The organism is Streptomyces sp. NPDC091416 (assembly GCF_044756845.1).
In the GTDB taxonomy this organism is placed as follows: domain Bacteria; phylum Actinomycetota; class Actinomycetes; order Streptomycetales; family Streptomycetaceae; genus Streptomyces.
Genome location: NZ_JBIVTU010000008.1, coordinates 262,643 through 286,263 on the forward strand (window position 1 = coordinate 262,643; position 23,621 = coordinate 286,263).

Sequence of the window (23,621 nt, forward strand, 5' to 3'; positions counted from 1 at the left end):
GCGCGGCAGAGGGTGGCGGGACAGGGGACTTCGGGTGGCGCGCCCGGGGTCGGTGCGCCCGGGTGGGCCGGGGTCAGTCGGTGGACTGCCGGCCGGCGGTGAGGAGTGACTGGGCCACGGCCCGTACGACGGCCAGATCGGCGGGGCCGGGGGTGATTCCGAGGGCGGCGAGCAGCGCTCCGGTGTCGGTGGCACCGTCGCCCGGACTGGCGGCGTACGGCGCGGGAGCCGGTCCGGTTTCCGGGTCCTGGAGCGGGGCGGGCCGTCGCCGGGGGTCGGGCGCGGCCCGGCGCAGATGCCAGATGGTGGCCGACTGGTAGGCCTCGCCCGCGGCGATCAGGGTGTACTCGCTGCGGGGCCGGCCGGCCAGTTGGAGGGAGAGCGGCAGTCCGGCCGGGTCTGCGCCCATGGGCAGCGCGAGGGCCGGGAATCCGGTGGGGTTCCAGACGGCGGTGAGGTTGAGTTCCTCGCCGGGCGCGGCTTCTTGTGCGTAACGTCGCGCGGGGGCCGGCCAGGTCGGGGTGGCGATCAGGTCGACGCCGCCGGGCCCGTCCATCCGCTCCAGCAGCGCCGCTGTGAGCCGTTCACGGGTGTCCTGGGCGCGGAGGTAGAGATGAGCGGGCAGAAGCCCGCCCGCGGCGGCCAGCCGGCGAAAGCTCCGGCCGTGCCCGTCCCAGTCGGCGACGAGCCGCTCACCGTGCACGGCGAAGGCTTCGGCGAGCATCGTCACGGCGTTCACCGCGAGCAGGCCGCCGAACTCGGGGAGCTGGAACTCCCGTACATGGGCGCCGAGTTCGCGCAGCGTCCGCAGGGCCTCGTGGAAGGCGTCGCGACACGCCGCCGTGATGCCCGGCGCGTCGAGCAGCCCGTACGGGACGCCGATCCGCAGTCCGGGCACCGCGGTGTCCGCCGTTGGGGCGGGCCGCCGGGGGCCGGTCAGCGCGTCGAGGAGGAGTCCGCAGTCGCGTGCGGTGACGGCCATGGGGCCGAGGACGTCCTGCGAGGGACTGAGCGGGACGCAGCCGTCGACGGGCAGCAGCCCGAAGGTGGTCTTGAGGCCGGTGGTACCGCAGAGGGCGGCGGGCAGCCGGACGCTGCCGGAGGTGTCGCTGCCGAGGGCGCCGAGGAAGAGCCCGGAGGCGATGCCGGCACCGTTGCCCGTACTCGATCCGCCGGTCCAGCGTTCGGGGTCCCAGGGGTTGCGGGGCACCGGGAAGGAGTGGGAGGGATCGGGGCGGCCCATGGCGTACTCGGTCATGGTGGTCTTGCCGAGGACGACGGCCCCGGCACCGCGCAGCCGGGCGACGGCCGGCGCGTCGAGGCCGCGCCACCAGTGCGGGTCGTGGGCGGGGCTCTGCACGGTGGCCGGACCTTCGACGGTGGCGAGGTTGTCCTTCACCGCGAGGGGCAGCCCGTGCAGCGGACCGCGTTCGGCGGCGGGCAGGGAGTCGGCGGCACGGGCCGCGGCCAGGGCCTGTTCCGGGAAGCGGGTCACGTACACACCGAGCAGCGGATCGAGCACCTCGGCGTCGGCGAGGGCGGCGGCGACGAGTTCCGCGCTGCCGGCGGCGCCGGACCGCAGGGCTGCCGCGGCGTCGGTGAGGGTGGCGAAAGGCTGCTGCACGCGGCGCCTCCGGAGGCAGGATGTGGCTGGATCTGATGGAGTACGGCGATGCTAATCTCCGCTCAAGAAGCCGCCCGAAATTGCTGATATCTGTCATGGGAGATGAGCAAATGCAGTTCCTTCCCCTCACGCCTTCCGGTTCGGACCTGTGATGACCGAAAATCTGCCCTCGATGAGCGAGCTGGACCTGGCCCTGGTCAACGCCCTGCAGATCAACCCGAGGGCGCCCTGGACCGAGCTGGCGAAGGCGCTGGACATCGACGCCGCGACCGTGGCCCGGCGCTGGGAGAGGCTGCGGGCCGCCGGCCACGCCTGGGTGACGGCATACCCGTACGGCGGCTCGGGTGCCGGCGCGCTGATCGAGATCGACTGCGCGCCGGGGCAGGCGGGGGCGGTCGCGGAACTCCTGTCAGCGGACCCGCACGCGGTGACCGTGGAGCACGCGGCGGGCGGGCGCGATCTGCTGATCACCGCGATGGCCACCGGCTTCGGCGCGCTCTCCGGCTACATCGTGGACCGGCTGGGGACCATTCCCGGCATCGTGGCGACCCGGGCGCATCTGATCACCCGCAGCTACACGGAGGGCAGCGTGTGGCGGCTGACCAGCCTGAGCCGTTCCCAGCAGGAAGTCCTGACCGCGTCCCGCCGGTCGGCCCTGGGCGATTCGCCGCATCTGCCGGAGTACGCCGAACTCGTCACGACCATGGGCGAGAACGGCCGCATGTCCCTCAGCGAGCTCGCCGAAGCGCTCGGAATCTCGGTCAACACGGCGAGCCGCCGGCTGAACCGGCTGCTGGAGGCGGGCCGCCTGGTGATCCGCTGCGACCTGGCCCGCTCACTGTCCGGCTCACCGGTCGCCGTGACGTTCTTCGGCACCGTGGCTGCCGAGCATCTGGACTCCACCGCAAGGGAGTTGGCCAAGCTGCCGGAGATCAGACAGTGCCTGGGCCTGGCCGGTCCGCAGAATCTCATCGCCACCGTCTGGGTCTCTTCCCTGGTGGACGCCCAGGCCCTGGAGGTGCGGCTCGCCGCGACCCTCCCGCATCTGCGGATCGCCGACCGCGCGGTCGCGCTGCGCGCGGTGAAGCTGATGGGCCGGCTGCTGGATCCGGACGGCCGGGCGGTCGGGTTCGTGCCGATGAACCTCTGGGAGTGACAATTGCCGTGGAAGACACCGACGAGGAGACATCCATGACGCTGCACGACATCCCGCTCCACACCCTGACCGGCGAGCCGACGACGCTGGGCGCTTACAGCGGCCAGGCGGTCCTGTTGGTGAACGTCGCCTCCAAGTGCGGGCTGACCCCGCAGTACGCCGGCCTCGAACGGCTCCAGAAGGAGTACGGGGACCGGGGCTTCACCGTGCTCGGCGTGCCGTGCAACCAGTTCGGCGGCCAGGAGCCCGGGAGTTCGGAGGAGATCCAGACATTCTGCTCCACGACGTACGGGGTGAGCTTCCCGCTGCTGGCGAAGACCGACGTCAACGGCGCCGGCCGGCACCCGCTCTACGCGGAACTCACCCTGCTCGCGGACGCGGACGGCGAGGCCGGTGACATCCAGTGGAACTTCGAGAAGTTCCTCATCTCCCCCGCGGGCGAGCCGGTCGCCCGGATCCGCCCCCGCACGGAGCCCGAGGCCCCCGAGGTCGTCGCGGCCATCGAGGCGCTGCTCCCCGCCTGAGCGCCGGGCCGGTGCGGCCCGGCCCCCGCGCCTGTCCGGCGGACAGGCACGGGGGCCGGGTCACCGTGCCGGAGATACGTCAGCGGATGGGCATCCCGGACAGCGTGCGGGCGATCACCAGGCGCTGGATCTCGCTCGTGCCCTCGAAGATCGTGTAGATCGCGGCGTCCCGGTGCATGCGTTCCACCGGGTACTCACGGGTGAACCCGTTGCCGCCGAGGATCTGGATCGCCTGAGCGGTGACCTTCTTGGCGGTCTCGCTCGCGTACAGCTTGGACATGGAACCCTCGGCCGACTCGAACGGCTTGCCGGTGGTCGCCATCCACGAGGCGCGCCAGACCAGCAGGCGGGCCGCGTCGATCTGCGTACGCATGTCGGCGAGCTGGAAGGCGATGCCCTGGTTGTCGATGATCGGGCGGCCGAACTGGGTCCGGGTCCTCGCGTAGTCCAGCGCGACCTCGTACGCGGCACGGGCGGTGCCCACGGCCATCGCGCCGACGGCCGGGCGGGAGGCCTCGAACGTGGCCATCGCGGCGTTCTTCACGCGCTCGCCGCCGCCGGAGGCAGCGCGCTCGCGGGCCCGTGCGAGGCGCTGGTCCAGCTTCTCCTTGCCGCCGAGCAGGCAGTGGCCCGGGACGCGCACGTCCTCCAGGACGACCTCGGCGGTGTGGGAGGCGCGGATGCCGTGCTTCTTGAACTTCTGGCCCTGCGAGAGGCCCGCGGTGCCCGGCGGCACGATGAAGGAGGCGTGCCCCTTGGTGCCGAGTTCGGCGTCGACGACCGCGACCACGACGTGGACGTTGGCGATGCCGCCGTTGGTGGCCCAGGTCTTGGTGCCGTTGAGCACCCACTCGTCCTTGGCCTGGTCGTACACGGCACGCGTACGCATCGCGCCGACGTCGGAGCCGGCGTCGGGCTCGGAGGAGCAGAAGGCGGCGACCTTCACATCGTTCGCGTCGCCGTACATCTGCGGGATCCAGGTGCCGATCTGTTCCTCTGTGCCGTTGGCGAGGACGCCTACGGCCGCCAGGCCCGTACCGACGATCGACAGGGCGATGCCCGCGTCGCCCCAGAAGAGCTCCTCCATCGCCATCGGGATGCCGAGGCCCGTCGGGTCGAAGAACTGCTGCGCGTAGAAGTCGAGGGAGTAGATTCCGACCTTGGCGGCCTCCTGGATGACGGGCCAGGGCGTTTCCTCACGTTCGTCCCACTCCGAAGCAGCCGGACGGATCACGTCCGCGGCGAAGCCGTGAAGCCAGTCACGGACCTGCTTCTGGTCGTCGTTGAGATCGAGCGTGAACTCGGCCATGTTCCCCTCCACGTACTGCCGTCAAAGAAATAGTTACTTGCGGTAACAACAGTCTGTTACCGACAAGTAGCCTCTGTCAACCGCCCGGAAGGCGATCCACACAGCGCTGGGCAGGGTGTTACGTTGCGCAGGCAGGACGGACATGCACGGTCAGGGGTGGGAGAAACGACATGGAGACCACACGACAGGCCGAGCGCCAGCGGTCCGCGGCCGAACGCCGCCGCCGCGAGCTGCTCGAGGCCGCCGACCGCGTGGTGCTCAGGGACGGCCCCGGGGCCTCGATGAACGCCATCGCGGCAGAGGCGGGCATCACCAAGCCCATCCTCTACCGGCACTTCGGCGACAAGGGCGGTCTCTACCGCGCCCTGGCCAAGCGGCACACCGACGCGCTGCTCAGCGCCCTGCGAGCCGCGCTCGACGCCCCCGCCGACCGCCGCGCCCGCGTCGAGGCGACGCTCGACACCTACCTCGCGGCGATCGAGGCCCGCCCGCAGGTCTACCGCTTCCTGATACACCCGTCCGACGACGCGGCGCCCTCCTCCGAGCAGGGCTTCGACGTGGGACGGCACTCCGCCCCGCTGCTGCGGCGGCTGGGAGAGGAGCTCGCCACGGTCATCGCGGAGCGGGTGGATCTCGGCCCCGACAGCCAGGGGATGGCCCGGATCTGGGGCCACGGCATCGTCGGCATGATGCACGCGGCGGGCGACTGGTGGCTGGGGGAACGCCCCTGCTCGCGCGAGCAGCTGGTGCGGTGTCTGGCCGACCTGCTCTGGGGCAGGCTGGCGGTGGCGGGCGACCGCCCCGGCGGCCCCGGGTTCTGACCCCGGCGGCCCTCAGCCGGCGCGCCCCCAGGGCGCCCGGCGGGCCGCCCGCAGCGCGCGTGCCCGGCGCAGTCCGGTCAGCCGGTCCGTGTAGACGGTCCCGTCGAGATGGTCGCACTCGTGCTGGAGGCAGCGGGCGAAGAAGCCCGTTCCGCTGATCCGCACCGGCTCCCCGTCGGCCGTCACACCCTCGACCACGGCCCGGTCGAAGCGCGGCGTACCGGCTTCGATGCCCGGCAGCGACAGACAGCCCTCGGGGCCGCGCACGGTGATGCCGTCGGCCTCGACGAGCGTGGGGTTGACCACGTGTCCGAGATGGCGGACGTCCTCGTCGTCGGGGCAGTCGAAGACGAACACCCGGAGCGGCACACCGACCTGGTTGGCTGCGAGACCTACGCCCTGCGCCTCGTACATCGTGGCGAACAGGTCCTCGATCAGCCGGGCGAGCGACGGGCCGAAGTCCGTGACCGGCTCGCACGGGGCGTGGAGCACCGGGTCGCCGAGCAGGGTCATGGTCCGGACGAGGCCGGAGCTGCCGGGGATGGGGCGGTTTCGCATGACGGACATCGTACGTTCCGCCAGAACGCCCGCTGCCTGCCGCGAAGGGCTCACCGCGACAGCGACCTGCGACACTTCAGGCCACACGGTCCGGTGCGTACGAGGAGAACGGAGGTCGGTGCCGCGATGAGCCTTCAGGATCTCGGCCTCACGGCGGACGAGGACGCGGTGTACCAGGCGCTGATCACGCTGCCTTCGCCCGGCTACGCACAGCTCGCCGAGGCGGTCGGCCTGCCGGAACGGCGGACCGGCGCCGCGCTGCGCACCCTGGCCGACCGCGGACTGGTTCTCCGGGTGGCCGACGGCGAGCGCTACGCGGCGGCGCCCCCGGCCGTCGCCCTCGGGGTCGAACTCGCGGCCCACCGCGAGCGCCTCCAGCGTGCCGAACTCGCCGTGGCGCGGCTCGCGGAGACGTACCGCACGGCGACCGCCGACCGGGCCCAGCGCGATCTCGTGGAGATCGTCGAGGGCACCGACGCGATCCGCATGCGCTATCTCCAGCTCCAGCTCTCCGCGCGCGGGACGATCGACATCTTCTCCGCCGGCACACCCCAGGCGGTCACCCCGGCCGACAGTGCGGAGGTGACGGCCATCTCGCGCGATGTGCGGGTGCGGGCCGTCATCGACCAGGGGTTCCTGGGTGAGCCGGGTGCGGCGGACCAGGTGGCACAGTCCCTGGCCGACGGGGTCCAGGTACGCACGGTCACCGAGGTTCCCTACAAGCTCATCCTGTGCGACGGTGCCGTGGCGATGCTGCCGCTGCACGGACGGGACGCCGGAGTGGACCCCGCGGTGGTGCTGCGCGGCGGACTGGCCCATGTGGCACGGGAGTTGTTCGAGCAGGTGTGGGGGCGCGCCCGCCCCTACCAGGAGCAGCCGCACGCGGAGATCGACACCGTCGACGCACACATCCTGCGGCTCCTGCTCGCCGGCCTCACGGACTCGGCGGTGGCGGGTCAGGTCCAGCTGTCGGTACGCACCGTGCAGCGCAGGCTCCAGGCGCTCATGGCCCTGACCGACGCGACGACCCGTCTCCAGCTGGGCTGGCACGCGAGGGACCGGGGCTGGGTATGACGAGCCGGGGGCGGGCCCGTACGCAGGCCCGCCCCCGGCTGTGATTCCTCTCCCGGTCAGCGCAGCGTGACCGCCCTGACGACCTCCTGCTGGACGGAGAGTCCGCCGGGCGCCGTGGCACCGGCCCGCAGTGACACCGACCCGGCGTGACGCGGCGTGCCCAGGGTCGTCGTCCACCGGCCGTCGCCGGTGCGCTTCAGCCGTGCCTCCTGCCAGGTCGCACCGTCGTCGTACGAGACCTGCAAGGTGGCCGCGTCCGCCGTCACGTCACCGGCGAGCGAGGCGGCGTGCAGGCCGAGCCGCAGGATCCGGCCGGCCCGCGCCGCCCCCTGGAGGTCCGTGTCGACGTCGTAGCCGAGGTTCAGCAACGGCACGTCCTGCCGGGCCGGGGTGCCCGCGGGCGCCGCCTCGAAGTCGAAGCCCCAGGTGGTGTCGGTCTTCGTGGACGTGCTCCATGCCGGGGAGTTGCGCTGCCCCGCCGCCTCCAGCGTGTACGAGCCCGTGGTCAGGTTGTACGCACGCCCCGCACGGGAGTTCACCTTCGCCAGCTGGGTGTCGCCCCGGTGCAGCGAGGTCTGGGCGGTTCCGCCGAACCCGGCGTGGCCGTCGTCGCCGCCCGACAGCATCGGGATGTTCCACATCAGCGTGTTGGTACCGGTGGCGTAGACGGAGTGGTCGTCGGTCAGGCGCGGGGCCTGCACCGGCTTGAACCACTCGGCCCCGGCAGGCCGGCCGGGTGACACCTGCGTGTAGCCGCTCTCCCGGAAGGAGGCCGCGGCGCCCAGACCCTCGTGCTGCTCCCACCACGTGCCGATGTCGCTCGTGACCGGGGTGACGTACTCGGTGAGCGTGCGCCCGTACTTCTCGTACGAGTCGCCGCCGAGAGCCGGGCTCCACGCCGGGACGAAGTAGCGGCCGCCGAAACCGGTCGTGCCCGCCGCCGCGTAGAAGCCGGAGTCCAGACGGGCCAGGTCGCCGTTGTCCGGCCGGTAGGCCAGCGACCTGTCCGGGATGCGGCCGTCGAACTTCTCGGCCAGGTCGTAGGTGTAGTCCGGGTACTCCCGCTGCGTGACGCGCAGCGTGCCGCGGCCCGTCCTCGCCTCGGTGACCAGCCGGGCGCCGTCCGACTGCGCCACGGACGCCACAGTGACGTCCCCGCCGCCGCTGTAGGTCTCGAAGAGGCGGCCACGGGTGTCGTTGACGACGATCAGCATCGCGGCGCCGGCGGCCGAAGCGGCCTGCGCCCGCTGAGCGGCGGTCACGGTTGTGCTGCGGTAGATCACGACCGCCTTGCCGCGGACGTCGATGCCCTCGTAGTCGGCTGCCGCGCCCTGACCCGCGTACACGGTCCTCAGGGTGCCGGTGCCGTCGTGGTACGCGCTGCCGCCCTGCGGGACCAGCGTGACCTCGCGGCCGGTGCCGGTCGTCGCGGCGAGCGCCCGCTGCCGCATCCGCCAGCTCATGAACGCCTTCAGCGAACCGTCGGCGACCTGCTCGGTCGGCGTCAGGTAGACGGAGTCGTACTTGGCGGCCACCAGCCAGGAGGTGGACCAGCCGTGCTGTGCGGCGTCGCCGTAGCGGCGCGACAGGTTGAAGACCCGCTGGACCGTCTCGCTCCTGCGCTCGGGGACCGCGGTCACCTCGCGAGCCCTGGTCGCGTCGAGGACCGCCGTGCCTCTTGGGTGGCCGGCGCCGAGCGTGATCTCGTCGGAGATCAGCAGCGCCTGGCCGAGTGCGTCGGACCGCTCGCCCGGCACGTCGAGGTAGGCCGAGACGGCGTAGCGGCCCGGCGGCAGGCGCAGGGTCTTCTCCCCGTCGACTTCGACGTACGCCGCGGTGGTCGAGGAGGCGTCGTACAACGCCACCGTGTGCGCCGCGGGATTGCCGTCGCGGTCCTTCAGCTCGATGGTGTAGTCATACATCTCCGCTTCCTTGAACAACGCGAAACCGGTGTGCGCGACCACGGCGCCGGAAGCCGCGTCCGTGGCGGAGACCTGACCGGAGAATGTGGTGCCGGTGGGAACCTTCGCCGGGTCGAGGGTCAGGGTGACGTCCGCGGTTCCGTGCGCCGGGACCCTCACCGACGGCGCGGAGAGCACGTAGGCGTCCGAGTCCGTGCCGGTGGCGAGTGCGAGCGTCGCGTCCGCGTCACCGTCGTTGCGGTAGGTGATCGTGCGGGTGGCCGCCTTCGCGTCGGCGTGCGGCCAGTCGTACGTGGCCGCTTCGACCGAGCCGGTCGCCTCGATCGTGGAGTCCAGGGCCGCTACGGTGTCCACCCGGCCGGTGCCGGCCTCGTACGGCGTCGCGCCGGTGCGGTGCGACGTGCTCATCAGCGCGTCCTTGATGCGCCGGCCGCTCCAGTCGGGGTGACGCTGCTTCAGGATCGCGGCGGTGCCCGCGACCAGCGGCGTCGCCATCGAGGTGCCGCTCATGGTCCGGTACGGGCCGCCGGTCCAGCCGGGCACCGACTGCGAGGCCGCGGCGGTGACGTCGACGCCGGGGGCGGAGACGTCGGGCTTGAGGCGGTGGGTACGGGTCAGCGGGCCCTGACTGGAGAATTCGGCCCGCTCGTCGTTCCCGTCGACCGCGCCGACCGTCAGCGCGGAGGCCGCGGCACCCGGGGAGCCGACCGTGCCGGGGTCGTAGGCGTTGCCCGCGGCGATCACGTAGAGCGGACCGCCGTTGGCCGACAGCGTGTTCACGGCCTGCGCCATGGGGTCGTCGCCGTCGGACCCGTCGGGCGTGCCGAGGCTCATCGACACGATGTCCGCGCCCTGGTCCCTGGCCCACTCCATGCCCGCGATGACGTCGGAGTCGCTGCCGGAACTGCCCTTGTCGCTCAGGACCTTGCCGATGAGCAGCCGGGCGCCGGGGGCCGCGCCCCTCTCCTTCCCGCCGGAGGCGGCGCCGGTGCCGGCGATGGTGGAGGCGGTGTGCGTGCCGTGGCCGTGGCCGTCGTCGACGCCCTCCCCCGGCACGAAGCTCTTCGACGCGTCCACCTGGCCGACGAGATCGGGGTGGTCGAGGTCGGCGCCGGTGTCGAGCACCGCGACCTTCACACCCTTGCCGTCGTAGCCCTGCTGCCAGGCGTCGGTCGCCCTGATCCGCGCCGTCTCCTCGGCCAGGGAGGCCTTGACCTTCCCGTCCAGCCACAGCTTGCCGATGCCACCGTCGAGGGTGCGCGGCGCCTTCCCGGGAGCGATGTCCTTCCAGAACGCGTGGGCGTCGTCCTTGGCGGTGCGCAGCGCCGTCGCGTCGATCGACTCCAGCGTGTGCACGGTCGCGGCGCCCTCGGGGGCGGCCGGGGGCCGGGCGGAACGGGCGTTCTCCGGCGCCGTCGCGATCAGCGGCACGGAACCGGTCCGCGCGTCGTCGTACCCCATCGCCACCAGCTCGGTGATGTCGAACAGACGCGGATCGAGCCGGTCGGCGGCCAGCAGCGGCATCGCCTGCGTCGGCACCGCATACGTGTGCTCCCCCTGCGTCCGCACCTGCACGCCGCCGGCGGCCGGGTCGGCGAGGTCGACCGTCACGACGTCGTTGGCACCGGGAAGATCGGTGTAGTGGACCACGTCGCCGGTGACGAGCGTGAGGTCGTACGACGTACCGGCGGACGGGCCCGCCGCAGCGGCTGCGGAGGGGTCCGCCACCGCGGCCGGCACCCCCGCCCACCCGGTGAGCGCCATGGTCAGCGCGATGGCGGCCGGCAGGAACCGGCGCCTGGTTATTGATCTCATGGGATCGGTTTAATCGGCGTCACGGCCCTTGCACAGCCTTGTCCTGTGTCGTATCTCCGACATGGCGGAAACGTGACGGGCAGCACCCGGAGCCGGCGTGCCGACAACCCCGCACGGGCTGCGAGACCTCCCGTGTCCGGGTCCCGGTCTCGGGGGCCTTCGGCGTGAAATGACGGGGCGACGCGTCTCCGGATCCCGCACAACCGCCCTGACCTGTATGTTTGCCAGACAAATGAAGTGGTGTTAGTTCGCGCGTGTCTCGTTCCACGGGAACTCCACGGTCCGGACGGTGCCGCCGTGCCTCCGCCGCGCCGGACATCGATAGGCTGGGCGCGGACCGATGCAAGGAGGATCTAGGACGATGGCAGGCAACACGGAGCCGTTGTCGCCGCGGGCCAAGCTGGCCGTGACGGCGGGCAAGGCCGCTGCGGCGGTGTCGCGAGCGGCCGGTCGGGGCAGCGGATCGGTGATCGGCGGCCGGGTGGCGCTCAAGCTCGACCCCGACCTGCTGGGGCGGCTGGCGCAGCACCTGGACGTGATCCTCGTGTCGGCGACGAACGGCAAGACGACCACGACCCGGCTGATCGCCGAGGCACTGCGGGCCGCCGGCCCGGTCGTGTCGAACGCGCTGGGCGCCAACATGCCCGCGGGCATCACCTCGGCCCTGGCCGGTGGCTCGGACGCGCAGTACGGCGTGATCGAGGTCGACGAGAAGTACCTCGCCGGCGTCGCCCGCGACACGACGCCCAAGGTGATCGCGCTGCTCAACCTCTCGCGCGACCAGCTCGACCGGGCCGCGGAGACCCGGATGCTGGCCGAGAAGTGGCGGGAGGGACTGTCCGGCTCGAAGGCCGTGATCGTCGCCAACGCGGACGACCCGCTGATCGTCTGGGCGGCCTCCTCCTCACCCAACGTGGTGTGGGTCGCGGCCGGCCAGGCGTGGAAGGACGACGCCTGGTCCTGCCCGTCCTGCGGTGGTGTCATGCAGCGCCCCGGCGACGACTGGTTCTGCGGCGAGTGCGGCTTCCGCCGCCCGCCGCCCAGCTGGGTCCTGCACGGTGACTACGTGCTCGACCCGCACGGATCGGCGTGGCCGATCCATCTCCAGCTGCCCGGCCGCGCCAACAAGGCCAACGCCACCAGTTCGGCCGCCGTGGCCGCCGTGTTCGGCGTGCCGCCGCAGGTCGCCCTGGAGCGGATGTACCAGGTGCAGGCCGTCGCGGGCCGCTACGACGTGGTCACCTTCCTCGGCCGCGAACTGCGTCTCCTGCTGGCGAAGAACCCGGCGGGCTGGCTGGAGACGTTCTCCCTGATCGACCCGCCGCCCACCCCGGTGATCCTTTCCGTGAACGCCCGCGGCGCGGACGGCACGGACACCTCGTGGCTGTGGGACGTGGACTACACCCAGCTCGCGGGCCACCCGATCTTCGTGCTCGGCGACCGGAAGCTGGACCTCGCGGTCCGCCTCGAAGTGGCCGGTCTCGACTTCCGGGTCTGCGAGAACCTCGACGAGGCCGTCCAGCAGGCACCGCCCGGACGCATCGAGGTCATCGCCAACTACACCGCCTTCCAGGATCTGCGCCGTCGTGTCGGCAACTGACCCCGGCCCCGGGCCCCTCAGGAGAGGACGAAGCATGAGCAACAACAGCCTGCGGCTGGTGTGGGTCTACCCGGACCTGCTGAGCACCTACGGCGACCAGGGCAACGCCCTCGTCGTGGAGCGCCGGGCCCGCCAGCGCGGCCTCGACGTGTCGCGTGTCGACGTGCGCAGCGACCAGCCGGTCCCCACGTCCGGGGACATCTATCTGATCGGCGGCGGTGAGGACCGGCCGCAGCGGCTCGCGGCGGAGCGGCTGCGCCGCGACGGCGGCCTCAGCCGGGCCGCTTCCAACGGCGCGATCATCTTCTCGGTCTGCGCGGGCTACCAGATCCTCGGCCACGAGTTCGTCAACGACCTCGGTGAGCGCGAGCAGGGCCTCGGGCTGCTCGACGTGATCTCCACCCGCGGCGAGGGGGCCCGGTGCGTCGGCGACGTGCTCGGGGACATCGACCCGCGCCTCGGGCTGCCGCCCCTGACCGGGTTCGAGAACCACCAGGGCGTCACCCATCTCGGGCCGACGGCACGCCCGTTCGCCCAGGTGCGGTTCGGCCGGGGCAACGGCACCGGCGACGGGACCGAGGGTGCGTACAACGACACCGTCTTCGGCACGTACATGCACGGGCCCGTGATGGCGCGCAACCCGCTGATCGCGGATCTGCTGCTGAAGCTGGCCCTCGATGTGAACGCCCTGCCGCCCACCGACGACCGCTGGTACGAGGCGCTGCGCGCCGAGCGGATCGCCGCGGCGACACAGCCCGCCTGATGAGGGCCATTTCGCTCAGCTGAGCGGAGTCCAGCAGGCGGACGCCCGGTTCGGTCCCGCCACCCTGCGCCGGTAGGGTGGCGGGGATCCAACCGGACGACGTGGTCCGGTCGTCGGCCCACGTTGCAAAGGTTTCCCGGGCAATGCGAATTGGTGTGCTCACCTCCGGCGGCGACTGCCCCGGCCTCAATGCCGTCATCCGTTCCGTCGTCCACCGCGCTGTGGTCGACCACGGCGACGAGGTCATCGGCTTCCACGACGGGTGGCGGGGCCTCCTCGAGTGCGACTACCGCAAGCTCGACCTCGACGCGGTCGGCGGCATCCTCGCCCGCGGTGGCACGATCCTCGGTTCCTCCCGGGTCCAGCCCGCGCATCTGCGCGGCGGTGTGGAGACGGCCAGGGGCCATGTCGCGGACCTCGGCCTCGACGCGATCATCCCGATCGGCGGCGAGGGCACGCTGAAGGCGGCCAACCTGCTGTCCGAGGCGGGGCTGCCGATCGTCGGCGTACCGAAGACGATCGACAACGACATCGCGTCCACGGACGTGACCTTCGGTTTCGACACCGCTGTCGGCGTGGCGACGGAGGCCCTCGACCGGCTGAAGACCACCGCCGAGTCCCACCAGCGCGTCATGATCGTCGAGGTCATGGGACGCCACACCGGCTGGATCGCCCTGCACTCCGGCATGGCGGCCGGCGCGCACGCCATCGTCGTTCCCGAGCGGCCCTTCGACATCGACGAGCTGACCGAGCTGGTCGGCCGGCGCTTCTCCGCCGGCAAGAAGTTCGCGATCGTCGTGGTCGCCGAGGGCGCGAAGCCGCGTGAGGGCTCCATGGAGTTCGAATCGGGCGTCAAGGACGTCTACGGGCACGAGCGCTTCGCCGGCGTGGCGACGCAGCTCTCCATCGAGCTGGAGCAGCGCCTGGGCAAGGAGGCGCGCCCGGTGATCCTCGGCCACGTCCAGCGCGGCGGCACGCCGACCGCGTACGACCGCGTCCTCGCGACCCGCTTCGGCTGGCACGCGGTGGAGGCGGCGCACCGCGGCGAGTTCGGCATGATGACGGCCCTGCGCGGTACGGACATCACGATGGTGCCCCTCGCGGACGCCGTGGAGACCCTGAAGACGGTCCCCGCGGAGCGCTACTCCGAAGCCGAGTGCGTGCTCTGAGACACACCCCCTTCCCGGAACCGCCCCCGGCCGCAGTTGCGGCCGGGGGCGGTTCTACTCTGGTCGGGACCAACCGGCACGAAACAGGGACGTCCCGACGTTCCCATCGGGAGTGAACAGATGGATCACAGCGGGCACGGCATGAACATGGATCTGCCGCCGTTCACGCTGGGACGCGGGCTCCAGTTCTCCGCGGACCCGTTCTTCCTGACCGGCTGCGTCCTCGCCGTGGTCCTGTACGGGTACGCGGTGCTGCGGCTGCGCAGGCGCGGGGACAGCTGGCCGCCGGGCCGGATCGTCCTGTTCGTCGCCGGTGTGCTGACGATCGCGCTGGTGATGTGCACCCGGCTCAACGACTACGGCATGGTCATGTTCAGCGTGCACATGGTGCAGCACATGGTGATCAGCATGCTGTCGCCGATCCTGCTGCTGCTCGGTGCGCCCGTAACCCTCGCGCTGCGTGCCCTGCCGGTGGCGGGGCGTGGCAGGAAGGGGCCCCGTGAGCTGCTCCTGATGCTGCTGCACAGCCGCTACATGAAGATCATCACGCATCCCGTGTTCACCATCCCGCTCTTCATCGCCAGCCTGTACGCGCTGTACTTCACTCCGCTCTTCGACTTCCTGATGGGTTCGACGACCGGGCACCTCGCGATGATGGTGCACTTCCTGGCGGTCGGCCTGGTCTTCTTCTGGCCGATCATGGGCGTCGACCCGGGGCCGCACCGTCCGGGCTATGTGATGCGGATGCTGGAGCTGTTCGCCGGGATGCCGTTCCACGCCTTCTTCGGCATCGCGCTGATGATGGCGAGCGAGCCGATGGTGAAGGCCTACGAGAACCCCCCGGCCTCGCTCGGCATCGACGCCCTGTCCGACCAGAACGCGGCGGGCGGCATCGCCTGGGCGTTCAGCGAGATTCCCTCGGTGCTGGTCCTGGTGGCCCTGGTGTTCCAGTGGTACCGCTCGGAACAGCGGACGGCGAAGCGCTCGGACCGGGCCGCGGACCGGGACGGCGACCAGGAGCTCCAGGCGTACAACGCGTATCTCGCGTCCTTGCAGGCGCGCGGACAGTAGCGGCGGAGGGGCCTTCGGGGTGACGATGGCATCCACGGCCTCTAGGAGGGTGCGCGCATGTCTGGATCCACGAAGGCAATGGGAGTGCTCACCGTAGGCGCCCTGGTGGCGGTCACCGCGTACACGGTCGCGCTGGGGAGCAACGGCTGGCTCTGGTTCGGCTGGGTGGTGCTGGGGCTCATCACGATGGGAATGGTCGCCACCCGCGAGAGCTGAGCCGGACGGAGCAGGGGCGGCCGGATCCGTACACCCGCACGGTGCCGGTTCGCGGTTCGCCCCGAGCGCCTGTCCGGGGCCGGACGGGTGCGCGCCTACTGTTCGGGCCACGATGCCGCCGGTACGGCGACCGGGTCCGAGGAGTTCGTGATGGAGTACCGCGCAGGAGCGGCCGCGGCCGCGACGGTGAGCCTGCTGGCCGCCCTACTCGGCGGATGTTCGGACGACGGCGGGGGCGGCGGATCGGCGTCGGCCACGCCTTCCGCGACCGGCGCGGCGGCGTCCGGGACCGTGGCGACCGCGTCGAACCCCCTGGGCACCATCCTGGTGGACGGCGACGGGCGGACCCTCTACCTCTGGGAGGCGGACACCTCCTCGAAGTCGACGTGCAACGGTGAGTGCGCAACGGCCTGGCCGCCCCTGACCGTCACCGGGAAGCCGGTCGCCGGCAAGGGGGTGCGGGCGTCGCTGCTCGGCACCACGACGCGTGACGACGGCCGCAAGGAGATCACGTACAACGGTCACCCGTTGTACCGCTACGCGGGCGACACGAGCGCCGGCGACACCAACGGACAGGGATCGAACGGATTCGGTGCGGCCTGGTACGTGCTCGACGCCGGCGGGAACAAGATCACAAAGGCCCCGTCCTCTCCCTCCCCGTCGAACGACGGAGGGTACTGAGCCGTGCCCGCACTGCTTCCCGCGAGGGCGCGCATCGCCGTGGTGGCCGCCTCGGTGGCCTGCGCCACCGCCCTGGCCGGCTGTTCCGGCGGCGGTGGCGGCTCCTCGCCCTCCGCCTCCCCCACGCCGCCCACCGCCTCACGGCCGGCGGGCGGCGCCCTGATCACGATCAAGGACTTCGCGTTCCATCCGGCCACCCTGACCGTTGCCCCGGGTACAGAGGTCACCGTGATCAACAAAGATGCGGCAACGCATACCGTGACGGCCACCAGTGACGGGGCCTTCGACACCGGCCAGGTGAAGTCAGGACAAAAGGTCACCTTCGACGCTCCGGCCCGGCCGGGCCCATATCCGTACATCTGCACCATCCATCCGACGATGCACGGCTCACTCACGGTGCGCTGAGAGCGCTCTCCGCAGCGCCCGGAGACCGTCCGCCTACACCTTCGCGCACGCCGTACGGACCCCCGGGCCACCGCAACCGCACCCAGCCCCGGAGCAGTCCGCTCGTCACTCTCCGGCAATATTGATACACGGTTGCACTACTTGCGCGACGGGCGGGCACCCGGCACGGACCCCGCCACAGAGCCGCCGCACCCCCTCCCCCACCCGGCTGCCCAGCGGTTTCCGCGGCCGGCATGCGAGCAGCGGACGGCAGGAACACAGGCTCGCCGGAGACCGGCGCGCAGATGCGTGAGTCCTCACGGCCATCACCCAACGTGCGCGACCCCATTGGCACCCACGACCTTCTCCGCGACCACGCGCACGCAATCGCGAACACGCCACTCCCGCCCCGCACGCACCCACGCCTCCCACGTCCGGCAGAGCGTTCACGCGCCTGCGGCGCCGGCGTCATCGGCGCACGCGACCGGCGGCTCCCGGGACCGTCCGCCGCACCACCCGAGGCATCCGTTCGACGTGTAGCCGAGTTAACGCGCCCGTAAGGCAGTTGTGATTTAAGTCTTGACAGGTGCCCATCACCACGCCACCTTGGGAGCGCTCCCACAATCAAGACTTGCACACTCCACTCCCCTCCCTTCTCCCCCAACACCAGGTGGCGAAAGGGGTGTTACGGGGCGCAGCCGCGCTCCCCGCAACACCCCGTGCCGCCCGGCCGAGGAAGGTCTTTGTCATGAGCTTGGTGAAGCGCAGTAGACCCAGCCGTACCGGAGGGCTCCCGGCCCTCCTGGTCGGAGCCCTGGCCCTCGCCACCTCCCTGACGGGCGGACCGGCGACCGCGGCCGAGCAGGGCACCCTGCATGAACTCGCCACCGCCCAGGGCAAGTACTTCGGTTCCGCCACCGACAACCCCGAACTGCCAGATGCCGCCTACGCGGCCGTTCTGGGCTCCGAGTTCGGGCAGATCACCCCCGGCAACTCCATGAAGTGGGACACCACCGAGCCGGCCCAGGGCCAGTTCAACTTCGCCAAGGGCGACGTGATCACCGACTTCGCCCAGCAGCACGGCCAGACCGTGCGCGGCCACACCCTCGTCTGGCACAGCCAACTGCCGGGCTGGGTCGGCGCACTGCCCCCGGCCCAGGTCGAGGCCGCCATGACGAACCACATCACCGAGGAGGCGACGCACTACCGCGGCGCGGTCTCCGCGTGGGACGTGGTGAACGAGCCGTTCAACGAGGACGGGACGTTCCGCACAAGTCCCTTCTACACCGCCATGGGCAGCGACTACATCGCCACCGCTCTGCGCGCCGCCCACGCCGCCGACCCGGACGCCAAGCTGTACCTCAACGACTACAACATCGAGGGGCTCGGCGCGAAGAGCGACGCCATGTACGCCCTGGTGAGCGAGTTGCTGGACGAGGGCGTGCCGCTCGACGGGGTCGGCATGCAGGCGCATCTGGCCGTCCAGTACGGCTTCCCCTACCAGATGCAGGCGAACATGCAGCGGTTCGCCGACCTCGGGCTCGACGTGGCCGTCACGGAACTCGACGTGCGCATGCAACTGCCCGCCGACAGCACCAAGACGGCCACGCAGTCCTCGTACTACCGGCAGGTGACCGAGGCCTGTCTGGCGGTCGAACGCTGCGTCGGGATCACCGTCTGGGACTACACGGACAAGTACTCCTGGGTCCCGAGCACGTTCCCGGGCCAGGGCGCCGCCAACCTGTACGACGAGAACCTGCTGCCGAAGTCCGCCTACTCCGCCGTGCGCACCGCGCTGGGCGGAGACGACGGCGGCGGCGAGGGCGGCGAGCCCGGCGCGCTCAAGGCCCAGTACCGCAGCAGCGATTCCTCCTCGGGTGACAACCAGATCAAGCCCGGCCTCCAACTCGTGAACACCGGCGACGCGGCGGTCAGCCTGGCGGACGTGACGGTCCGTTACTGGTTCACCGCCGACAACGGAGCTTCCACGTACAGTACTTGGTGCGACTGGTCGCCGATCGGCTGCTCGACCGTGACCCATCGGGTCGCCGCTGTGAGCACTCCCGTGGCAGGCGCCGACCACTACCTCGAAGTGGGCTTCGGCAGCGGCAGTCTGGCGCCGGGCGCCACCACCGGGGAGATCCAGCTGCGTCTGAACAAGACGGACTGGTCGAACTTCGACGAGTCGGACGACTACAGCCACGGCACCGGCACCTCGTACGCGGACGCCGACCGGGTCGCCGTGTACGTCGGCGGCGAGCTCGTCTGGGGCATCGAGCCCTGACCTTCGGCCGCGCAGGCCAACCCCCTACCGCCTTCCGCTCCCCCGCCGCATCACCCCGCTCCTTCCCCGCGCTTCTCCCCGCTCCCACCCCCGTCCCCCCTTGCTTCGTCCCCCTCTCCCCAACGACACCCGCCAATGGAGGATTTGTGTCGATATCACGTAGAACATTCAGCAGCGCCCTGGGCGGCAGCCTGCTCGCCGCGGGTCTGGTGCAGGGCACCGCCGTCGCCAAGCCCGCGTCCGTGGCCGGCACCGCCGCCCGTGCGGCCGCGGCCGACGATCCGTACACCCAGGCCTTCCTCACCCAGTACGGCAAGATCAAGGCGTCCGCCAACGGCTACTTCAGCCCGGACGGTCTGCCGTACCACTCGGTCGAGACCCTGATGGTCGAGGCACCCGACCACGGGCACCAGACCACGTCCGAGGCCGTCAGCTTCTGGATGTGGCTGGAGGCGGCGTACGGGCGGGTGACCGGTGACTGGGCGCCCTTCAACGCGGCCTGGGCGGTGGCCGAGAAGACCATCATTCCCCAGCACGCGGACCAGTCGACCGCCGACTCGTACAACCCGTCGGCGCCGGCGACCTACGCCCCGGAGCACCCCCTGCCCAGCGGCTACCCCTCCGCGCTGGACCCCTCGGTCAAGGTCGGCACCGACCCGCTCGCCACCGAACTCGCCTCGTCCTACGGGACGATGGACATCTACGGCATGCACTGGCTGATGGACCTGGACAACGTCTACGGCTACGGCAACAAGCCGGGTACCGGCGGCGAGTCCGGGCCGGGTGCCGGGGCCTCCTACATCAACACCTACCAGCGCGGTTCGCAGGAGTCGGTCTGGGAGACCGTTCCGCAGCCCACCACCGACCTCTTCAAGTACGGGGGCCCCAACGGGTACCTCGACCTGTTCGTCGGTGACGCCAGCTACGCCAAGCAGTGGAAGTACACCAACGCGCCGGACGCCGACGCCCGCGCGGTGCAGGCTGCCTACTGGGCGTTCCGCTGGGCCTCGGCCCAGGGCAAGGCGGGCGAGGTCTCGGCCTCGGTCGCGAAGGCCGCCAAGATGGGCGACTACCTCCGCTACGCCATGTTCGACAAGTACTTCAAGCGGGTCGGCGACTGCACCGACCCGGCCTCCTGCCCGGCGGCCACGGGCCGGGACTCCCAGCACTACCTGCTGTCCTGGTACTACGCCTGGGGCGGCGCGGCGGCCGGCAGCGGCGGCGGCTGGGCCTGGCGCATCGGTGACGGCGCCTCCCACCAGGGCTACCAGAACCCGCTGGCTGCCTGGGCTTTGTCCAACGTGCCGTCACTGACCCCCAAGTCCGCGACGGCCAGGTCCGACTGGTCCAAGAGCCTGACCCGGCAGCTGGAGTTCCTGACCTGGCTCCAGTCGAGCGAGGGCGCGTTCGCGGGCGGCTGCACCAACAGCTGGGAGGGCAGCTACAGCGCGCCGCCGGCCGGCACGCCCACCTTCTACGGCATGGCGTACGACTGGCAGCCGGTCTACCACGACCCGCCGAGCAACAACTGGTTCGGCTTCCAGGCCTGGGGCATGGAACGCCTCGCGGCGTACTACCACGAGACGGGCAACGCGTCCGCCGAAGCGGTGCTGTCCAAGTGGGTCGCCTGGGCCTCGTCCGAGACGACCGTGGGTGCCGACGGCAGCTTCCGCTTCCCGTCGACGCTCAAGTGGACCGGCCAGCCCGACACGTGGGACCCGGCGTCGCCCGGGGACAACGCGGGCCTGCACGTCTCGGTCGTGGACTACGCCAACGACGTCGGTGTGGGCGCCGCGTACGTCAAGACGCTCACGTACTACGCCGCCAAGTCGGGTGACGAGGACGCCGGGGCTCTGGCCAAGGCGCTGCTGGACGCGATGGCGCTGAACGCCACGGACAAGGGCATCTCGGTGCCGGAGACCAGGAAGGACTACAACCGCTTCAACGACGAGGTGTACATCCCGGCCGGCTGGTCGGGCACGATGCCCAACGGCGACACCATCGAGCCGGGTTCGACCTTCATCGACATCCGCAGCTGGTACAAGGACGACCCGGACTGGCCGAAGGTGCAGGCCTACCTGGACGGCGGCGCGGCCCCCACCTTCACCTACCACCGCTTCTGGGCACAGGCGGCGCTCGCACTGGCCTTCGCGATCTACGCGGAGCTGCTGGTGGAGGGCGGCGGCGAGCCGGGCGGTGACACCGAGCCGCCGACGGCTCCGGCCGGCCTGGCCGTGACGGCGACGACGAGCAACAGCGTGTCGCTCTCCTGGTCCGCCGCCACCGACAACGTCGCCGTGACCGGCTACGACGTCTACCGCAACGGGGTCCTGGCGGGCAATGCCACCACCCGGACGTTCACCGACACGGACCTCGCCGCGGCGACCGAGTACAGCTACACCGTCGCGGCACGGGACGCGGGCGGCAACACCTCGGCACTGTCGGCCGCGGTCACCGCCACCACGAAGTCGGGCGGTTCGACGGGCACCGGCGCGGTGAAGATCCAGTACAAGAACACGGACTCCTCCGCGACCGACAACCAGATCCGGCTGGGCCTCCAGGTACTGAACACGGGCAGCGCCCCGATCGACCTGTCGACGGTGAAGGTGCGCTACTGGTTCACCGCCGACGGCGGGCCGAGCACCTTCGGCACGTACTGCGACTACGCCGCGCTCGGCTCGTCCAACATCACGCACTCGGTGGTCGCCGTCTCCAGCCCGAAGACGGGCGCCGACCGCTACCTGGAGGTCGGCTTCACCGGCGGAGCCGGCACGCTGGCCGCGGGTGCGTCGACCGGCGAGCTCCAGCTGCGGCTCAACAAGAGCGACTGGTCCAACTTCAACGAGAGCAACGACTACAGCCGGGCCACCAACACCGCGTACGCCGACTCCTCCAAGGTCGGGGCCTACGTCGCCGGCACCCTTGCCTGGGGCGTGGAGCCGTGACCGGCCCGAGACTCCCGGCGCTGGCGGGGGCGGCCGCGGCCCTGGTGCTCGCCGCCGCTTCGATGCTCACCGGTGCCCCCGCCGCGTCAGCGGCGCCGGTCACCGACTGCACCCAGTGGGGCACCACTGAACTGCAGGGCGGGGAGTACCTCTACCAGCAGAACGAGTGGAACTCCGAGGCCGAGCAGTGCGTCAGCGTCGACCCTGACACGGGCGCCTGGAGCGTCACCAAGTCCTCCTTCTCCCTCCCGACGAACGGCGCCCCGGCGACGTACCCCTCCAGTTACAAGGGCTGTCACTGGGGGGCGTGCACGACGGACAGCGGACTGCCGCTACGCGTCGACGAGCTGGGCAGCGTGACGACCGACTGGTCGACCACCCAGGTCGCCTCCGGTGCGTACAACGTATCGATGGACATCTGGTTCAACTCGGCGCCGGTCACCGACGACCAGCCGGACGGCACCGAGGTGATGATCTGGATGAACCACCGCGGGGGCGTCCAGCCGATCGGTTCCCGCACCGCGACGGTCCGGCTCGACGGCCGGAACTGGGATGTGTGGACCGGCCCCGGCGCATCGGGCTGGAAGGTGATCTCGTACGTCCTGCAGGGCGGCGCCACCGAGCTCGCCGACTTCGATGTGAAGGGCCTGATCGACGACGGCGTGGGCCGCGGGTCGATCGACCCGGCGCACTATCTCATCGACGCCGAGGCCGGGTTCGAGATCTGGCAGGGCGGGCAGGGCCTCGGGATGAACCGGTTCGCCTTCGAGGCGAGCACGGAGTCCGGTGGCGGCGGCGACACCCAGGCACCGACGGTGCCGGCCGGTGTGACCGTGACCGGCACGACCGACAGCTCGGTCTCGCTGTCCTGGACTCCGGCGACGGACGACACCGGCGTCAGCGGGTACGACGTCTACCGCGACGGGGTGAAGGCGGGATCCACCGCATCCGCCTCGTTCACCGACACCGGTCTCGCCGCCTCGTCCTCGCACAGCTACACCGTGCGGGCCAGGGACGCGGCCGGGAACACCTCCGCGGTCTCGGCCGCGGTCGGCGCCACCACCGAGGCAGGAGGCGGCGGGAGCACCGGTGCGCTCAAGGCGCAGTACAAGAACAACGACGCATCGCCCGGCGACAACCAGATCAGGCCCGGCCTCCAGCTGGTCAACACCGGCACCACGGCGGTGGACCTGAGCAAGGTCACCCTGCGCTACTGGTTCAGCGGTGAGTCCGGCTCCGCCTCGTACGGCACCTCGTGCGACTACGCGGTCATCGGCTGCGGCGCGGTCACGCACCGTGTGGCGCCGGCCGGTTCGGCAGGAACCGGCGCCGACCACTACCTGGAGGTCGGCTTCACCGGCGGCAGCCTGGCCCCCGGCGCCTCCACCGGGGAGATGCAGCTCCGGTTCAACAAGGCCGACTGGTCCGCCTTCGACGAGACCGACGACTACAGCAGGGCCGCCAACACGGCCTTCGCCGACGCCTCGAAGGTCGGGGTGTACCTCAACGGCGCCCTGACCTCGGGCACTGCCCCGTGACCGGCCGTTGAACGGCCGGTCACCCGACGAACTCCCGATGGCGGGCTATCCATTCACCCCGCTGTGCCCGCCATCGGGGAACCACCAGCGTCCTCACCGACGCTTCACCCGGCTCGCCGTCTCCGCAGACGGCGTCCCGGAGCGACACCCCCACAAGCCGTCTGCGG

18 protein-coding genes are annotated in these 23,621 nt (G+C 71.3%); 14 read left to right on the top strand and 4 right to left on the bottom strand.

Annotated elements, in window-relative coordinates; genetic code table 11:
* Positions 1-73: 73 nt before the first annotated feature.
* Positions 74-1,624 carry an amidase gene (locus ACIQMX_RS24460; protein ID WP_402481066.1) on the bottom strand — a complete coding sequence of 517 codons (1,551 nt, stop codon included), beginning with the start codon at positions 1,622-1,624 and terminating at the stop codon, positions 74-76.
* 151 nt (positions 1,625-1,775) lie between these two features.
* On the opposite strand from ACIQMX_RS24460, the gene ACIQMX_RS24465 reads away from it, so the two are divergent.
* Together ACIQMX_RS24465 and ACIQMX_RS24470 are read left to right on the top strand one after the other, a co-directional pair.
* On the top strand, positions 1,776-2,780 hold the full coding sequence (locus ACIQMX_RS24465; protein WP_363078627.1) for an AsnC family transcriptional regulator: 1,005 nt from the start codon (positions 1,776-1,778) through the stop codon (positions 2,778-2,780).
* A gap of 35 nt (positions 2,781-2,815) precedes the next feature.
* Positions 2,816-3,304, top strand: coding sequence for a glutathione peroxidase (locus tag ACIQMX_RS24470; RefSeq protein WP_363078625.1), 489 nt, complete (start codon positions 2,816-2,818; stop codon positions 3,302-3,304).
* Positions 3,305-3,383: 79 nt separating this feature from the next.
* Here the strand turns inward: ACIQMX_RS24470 and ACIQMX_RS24475 are convergent, their stop codons facing one another.
* Positions 3,384-4,613 (bottom strand): acyl-CoA dehydrogenase family protein, encoded by a 1,230-nt coding sequence (locus ACIQMX_RS24475; RefSeq protein ID WP_363078328.1) that lies wholly within the window; start codon positions 4,611-4,613, stop codon positions 3,384-3,386.
* Between the two features lie 170 nt (positions 4,614-4,783).
* On the opposite strand from ACIQMX_RS24475, the gene ACIQMX_RS24480 reads away from it, so the two are divergent.
* Positions 4,784-5,434, top strand: coding sequence for a TetR family transcriptional regulator (locus ACIQMX_RS24480; RefSeq protein ID WP_402481070.1), 651 nt, complete (start codon positions 4,784-4,786; stop codon positions 5,432-5,434).
* Positions 5,435-5,446: 12 nt separating this feature from the next.
* Here the strand turns inward: ACIQMX_RS24480 and def are convergent, their stop codons facing one another.
* On the bottom strand, positions 5,447-5,992 hold the full coding sequence (gene def, locus ACIQMX_RS24485) for a peptide deformylase (protein WP_402481072.1): 546 nt from the start codon (positions 5,990-5,992) through the stop codon (positions 5,447-5,449).
* 126 nt (positions 5,993-6,118) lie between these two features.
* Here def and ACIQMX_RS24490 point away from each other — a divergent pair, with 126 nt between their 5' ends.
* On the top strand, positions 6,119-7,066 hold the full coding sequence (locus ACIQMX_RS24490) for a helix-turn-helix domain-containing protein (protein ID WP_402481075.1): 948 nt from the start codon (positions 6,119-6,121) through the stop codon (positions 7,064-7,066).
* A 56-nt stretch (positions 7,067-7,122) separates the two neighbouring features.
* On the opposite strand, the gene ACIQMX_RS24495 is transcribed toward ACIQMX_RS24490, so the two are convergent.
* Complete coding sequence (locus ACIQMX_RS24495) at positions 7,123-10,803, bottom strand: S8 family peptidase (RefSeq protein WP_402481078.1); 3,681 nt, start codon at positions 10,801-10,803, stop codon at positions 7,123-7,125.
* A 361-nt stretch (positions 10,804-11,164) separates the two neighbouring features.
* On the opposite strand from ACIQMX_RS24495, the gene ACIQMX_RS24500 reads away from it, so the two are divergent.
* The 10 genes from ACIQMX_RS24500 (at position 11,165) to ACIQMX_RS24545 (ending at position 23,454) form a co-directional block, all read left to right on the top strand.
* On the top strand, positions 11,165-12,403 hold the full coding sequence (locus ACIQMX_RS24500; RefSeq protein ID WP_148015277.1) for a MurT ligase domain-containing protein: 1,239 nt from the start codon (positions 11,165-11,167) through the stop codon (positions 12,401-12,403).
* A gap of 34 nt (positions 12,404-12,437) precedes the next feature.
* Positions 12,438-13,166 (top strand): glutamine amidotransferase, encoded by a 729-nt coding sequence (locus tag ACIQMX_RS24505; protein WP_362639577.1) that lies wholly within the window; start codon positions 12,438-12,440, stop codon positions 13,164-13,166.
* Positions 13,167-13,309: 143 nt separating this feature from the next.
* Positions 13,310-14,335, top strand: coding sequence for a 6-phosphofructokinase (locus tag ACIQMX_RS24510; protein WP_219571799.1), 1,026 nt, complete (start codon positions 13,310-13,312; stop codon positions 14,333-14,335).
* Between the two features lie 120 nt (positions 14,336-14,455).
* Complete coding sequence (locus ACIQMX_RS24515; RefSeq protein ID WP_402481082.1) at positions 14,456-15,406, top strand: cytochrome c oxidase assembly protein; 951 nt, start codon at positions 14,456-14,458, stop codon at positions 15,404-15,406.
* A gap of 57 nt (positions 15,407-15,463) precedes the next feature.
* The gene (locus tag ACIQMX_RS24520) at positions 15,464-15,622 is read left to right on the top strand and encodes a hypothetical protein (protein ID WP_363078341.1); all 159 of its coding nucleotides are present in this window, start codon (positions 15,464-15,466) and stop codon (positions 15,620-15,622) included.
* A gap of 150 nt (positions 15,623-15,772) precedes the next feature.
* Complete coding sequence (locus ACIQMX_RS24525) at positions 15,773-16,303, top strand: hypothetical protein (protein ID WP_402481084.1); 531 nt, start codon at positions 15,773-15,775, stop codon at positions 16,301-16,303.
* Between the two features lie 3 nt (positions 16,304-16,306).
* A complete protein-coding gene (locus ACIQMX_RS24530; protein ID WP_402481086.1) occupies positions 16,307-16,708 on the top strand; it encodes a cupredoxin domain-containing protein in 402 nt (133 codons plus the stop codon).
* Positions 16,709-17,435: 727 nt separating this feature from the next.
* Positions 17,436-18,971 carry an endo-1,4-beta-xylanase gene (locus ACIQMX_RS24535; protein ID WP_402481089.1) on the top strand — a complete coding sequence of 512 codons (1,536 nt, stop codon included), beginning with the start codon at positions 17,436-17,438 and terminating at the stop codon, positions 18,969-18,971.
* Positions 18,972-19,162: 191 nt separating this feature from the next.
* Positions 19,163-21,916 (top strand): glycoside hydrolase family 48 protein, encoded by a 2,754-nt coding sequence (locus ACIQMX_RS24540; protein WP_402481417.1) that lies wholly within the window; start codon positions 19,163-19,165, stop codon positions 21,914-21,916.
* Positions 21,913-23,454, top strand: a complete 1,542-nt coding sequence (locus ACIQMX_RS24545; RefSeq protein WP_402481092.1) for a cellulose binding domain-containing protein — start codon at positions 21,913-21,915, stop codon at positions 23,452-23,454. Before ACIQMX_RS24540 ends, ACIQMX_RS24545 begins: the two co-directional genes overlap by 4 nt.
* The last annotated feature ends 167 nt before the right edge of the window (positions 23,455-23,621 follow it).

Bases quoted from the DNA above. Each gene is read 5' to 3' on its own strand.
- ACIQMX_RS24480 (WP_402481070.1), top strand. From the start codon at position 4,784: ATGGAGACCACACGACAGGCCGAGCGCCAGCGGTCCGCGGCCGAACGC.
- ACIQMX_RS24470 (WP_363078625.1), top strand. From the start codon at position 2,816: ATGACGCTGCACGACATCCCGCTCCACACCCTGACCGGCGAGCCGACG.
- ACIQMX_RS24515 (WP_402481082.1), top strand. From the start codon at position 14,456: ATGGATCACAGCGGGCACGGCATGAACATGGATCTGCCGCCGTTCACG.
- ACIQMX_RS24490 (WP_402481075.1), top strand. From the start codon at position 6,119: ATGAGCCTTCAGGATCTCGGCCTCACGGCGGACGAGGACGCGGTGTAC.
- ACIQMX_RS24535 (WP_402481089.1), top strand. From the start codon at position 17,436: ATGAGCTTGGTGAAGCGCAGTAGACCCAGCCGTACCGGAGGGCTCCCG.
- ACIQMX_RS24500 (WP_148015277.1), top strand. From the start codon at position 11,165: ATGGCAGGCAACACGGAGCCGTTGTCGCCGCGGGCCAAGCTGGCCGTG.
- ACIQMX_RS24475 (WP_363078328.1), bottom strand. From the start codon at position 4,613: ATGGCCGAGTTCACGCTCGATCTCAACGACGACCAGAAGCAGGTCCGT.
- ACIQMX_RS24495 (WP_402481078.1), bottom strand. From the start codon at position 10,803: ATGAGATCAATAACCAGGCGCCGGTTCCTGCCGGCCGCCATCGCGCTG.
- ACIQMX_RS24510 (WP_219571799.1), top strand. From the start codon at position 13,310: ATGCGAATTGGTGTGCTCACCTCCGGCGGCGACTGCCCCGGCCTCAAT.
- def (WP_402481072.1), bottom strand. From the start codon at position 5,992: ATGCGAAACCGCCCCATCCCCGGCAGCTCCGGCCTCGTCCGGACCATG.
- ACIQMX_RS24465 (WP_363078627.1), top strand. From the start codon at position 1,776: ATGACCGAAAATCTGCCCTCGATGAGCGAGCTGGACCTGGCCCTGGTC.
- ACIQMX_RS24520 (WP_363078341.1), top strand. From the start codon at position 15,464: ATGTCTGGATCCACGAAGGCAATGGGAGTGCTCACCGTAGGCGCCCTG.
- ACIQMX_RS24505 (WP_362639577.1), top strand. From the start codon at position 12,438: ATGAGCAACAACAGCCTGCGGCTGGTGTGGGTCTACCCGGACCTGCTG.
- ACIQMX_RS24525 (WP_402481084.1), top strand. From the start codon at position 15,773: ATGGAGTACCGCGCAGGAGCGGCCGCGGCCGCGACGGTGAGCCTGCTG.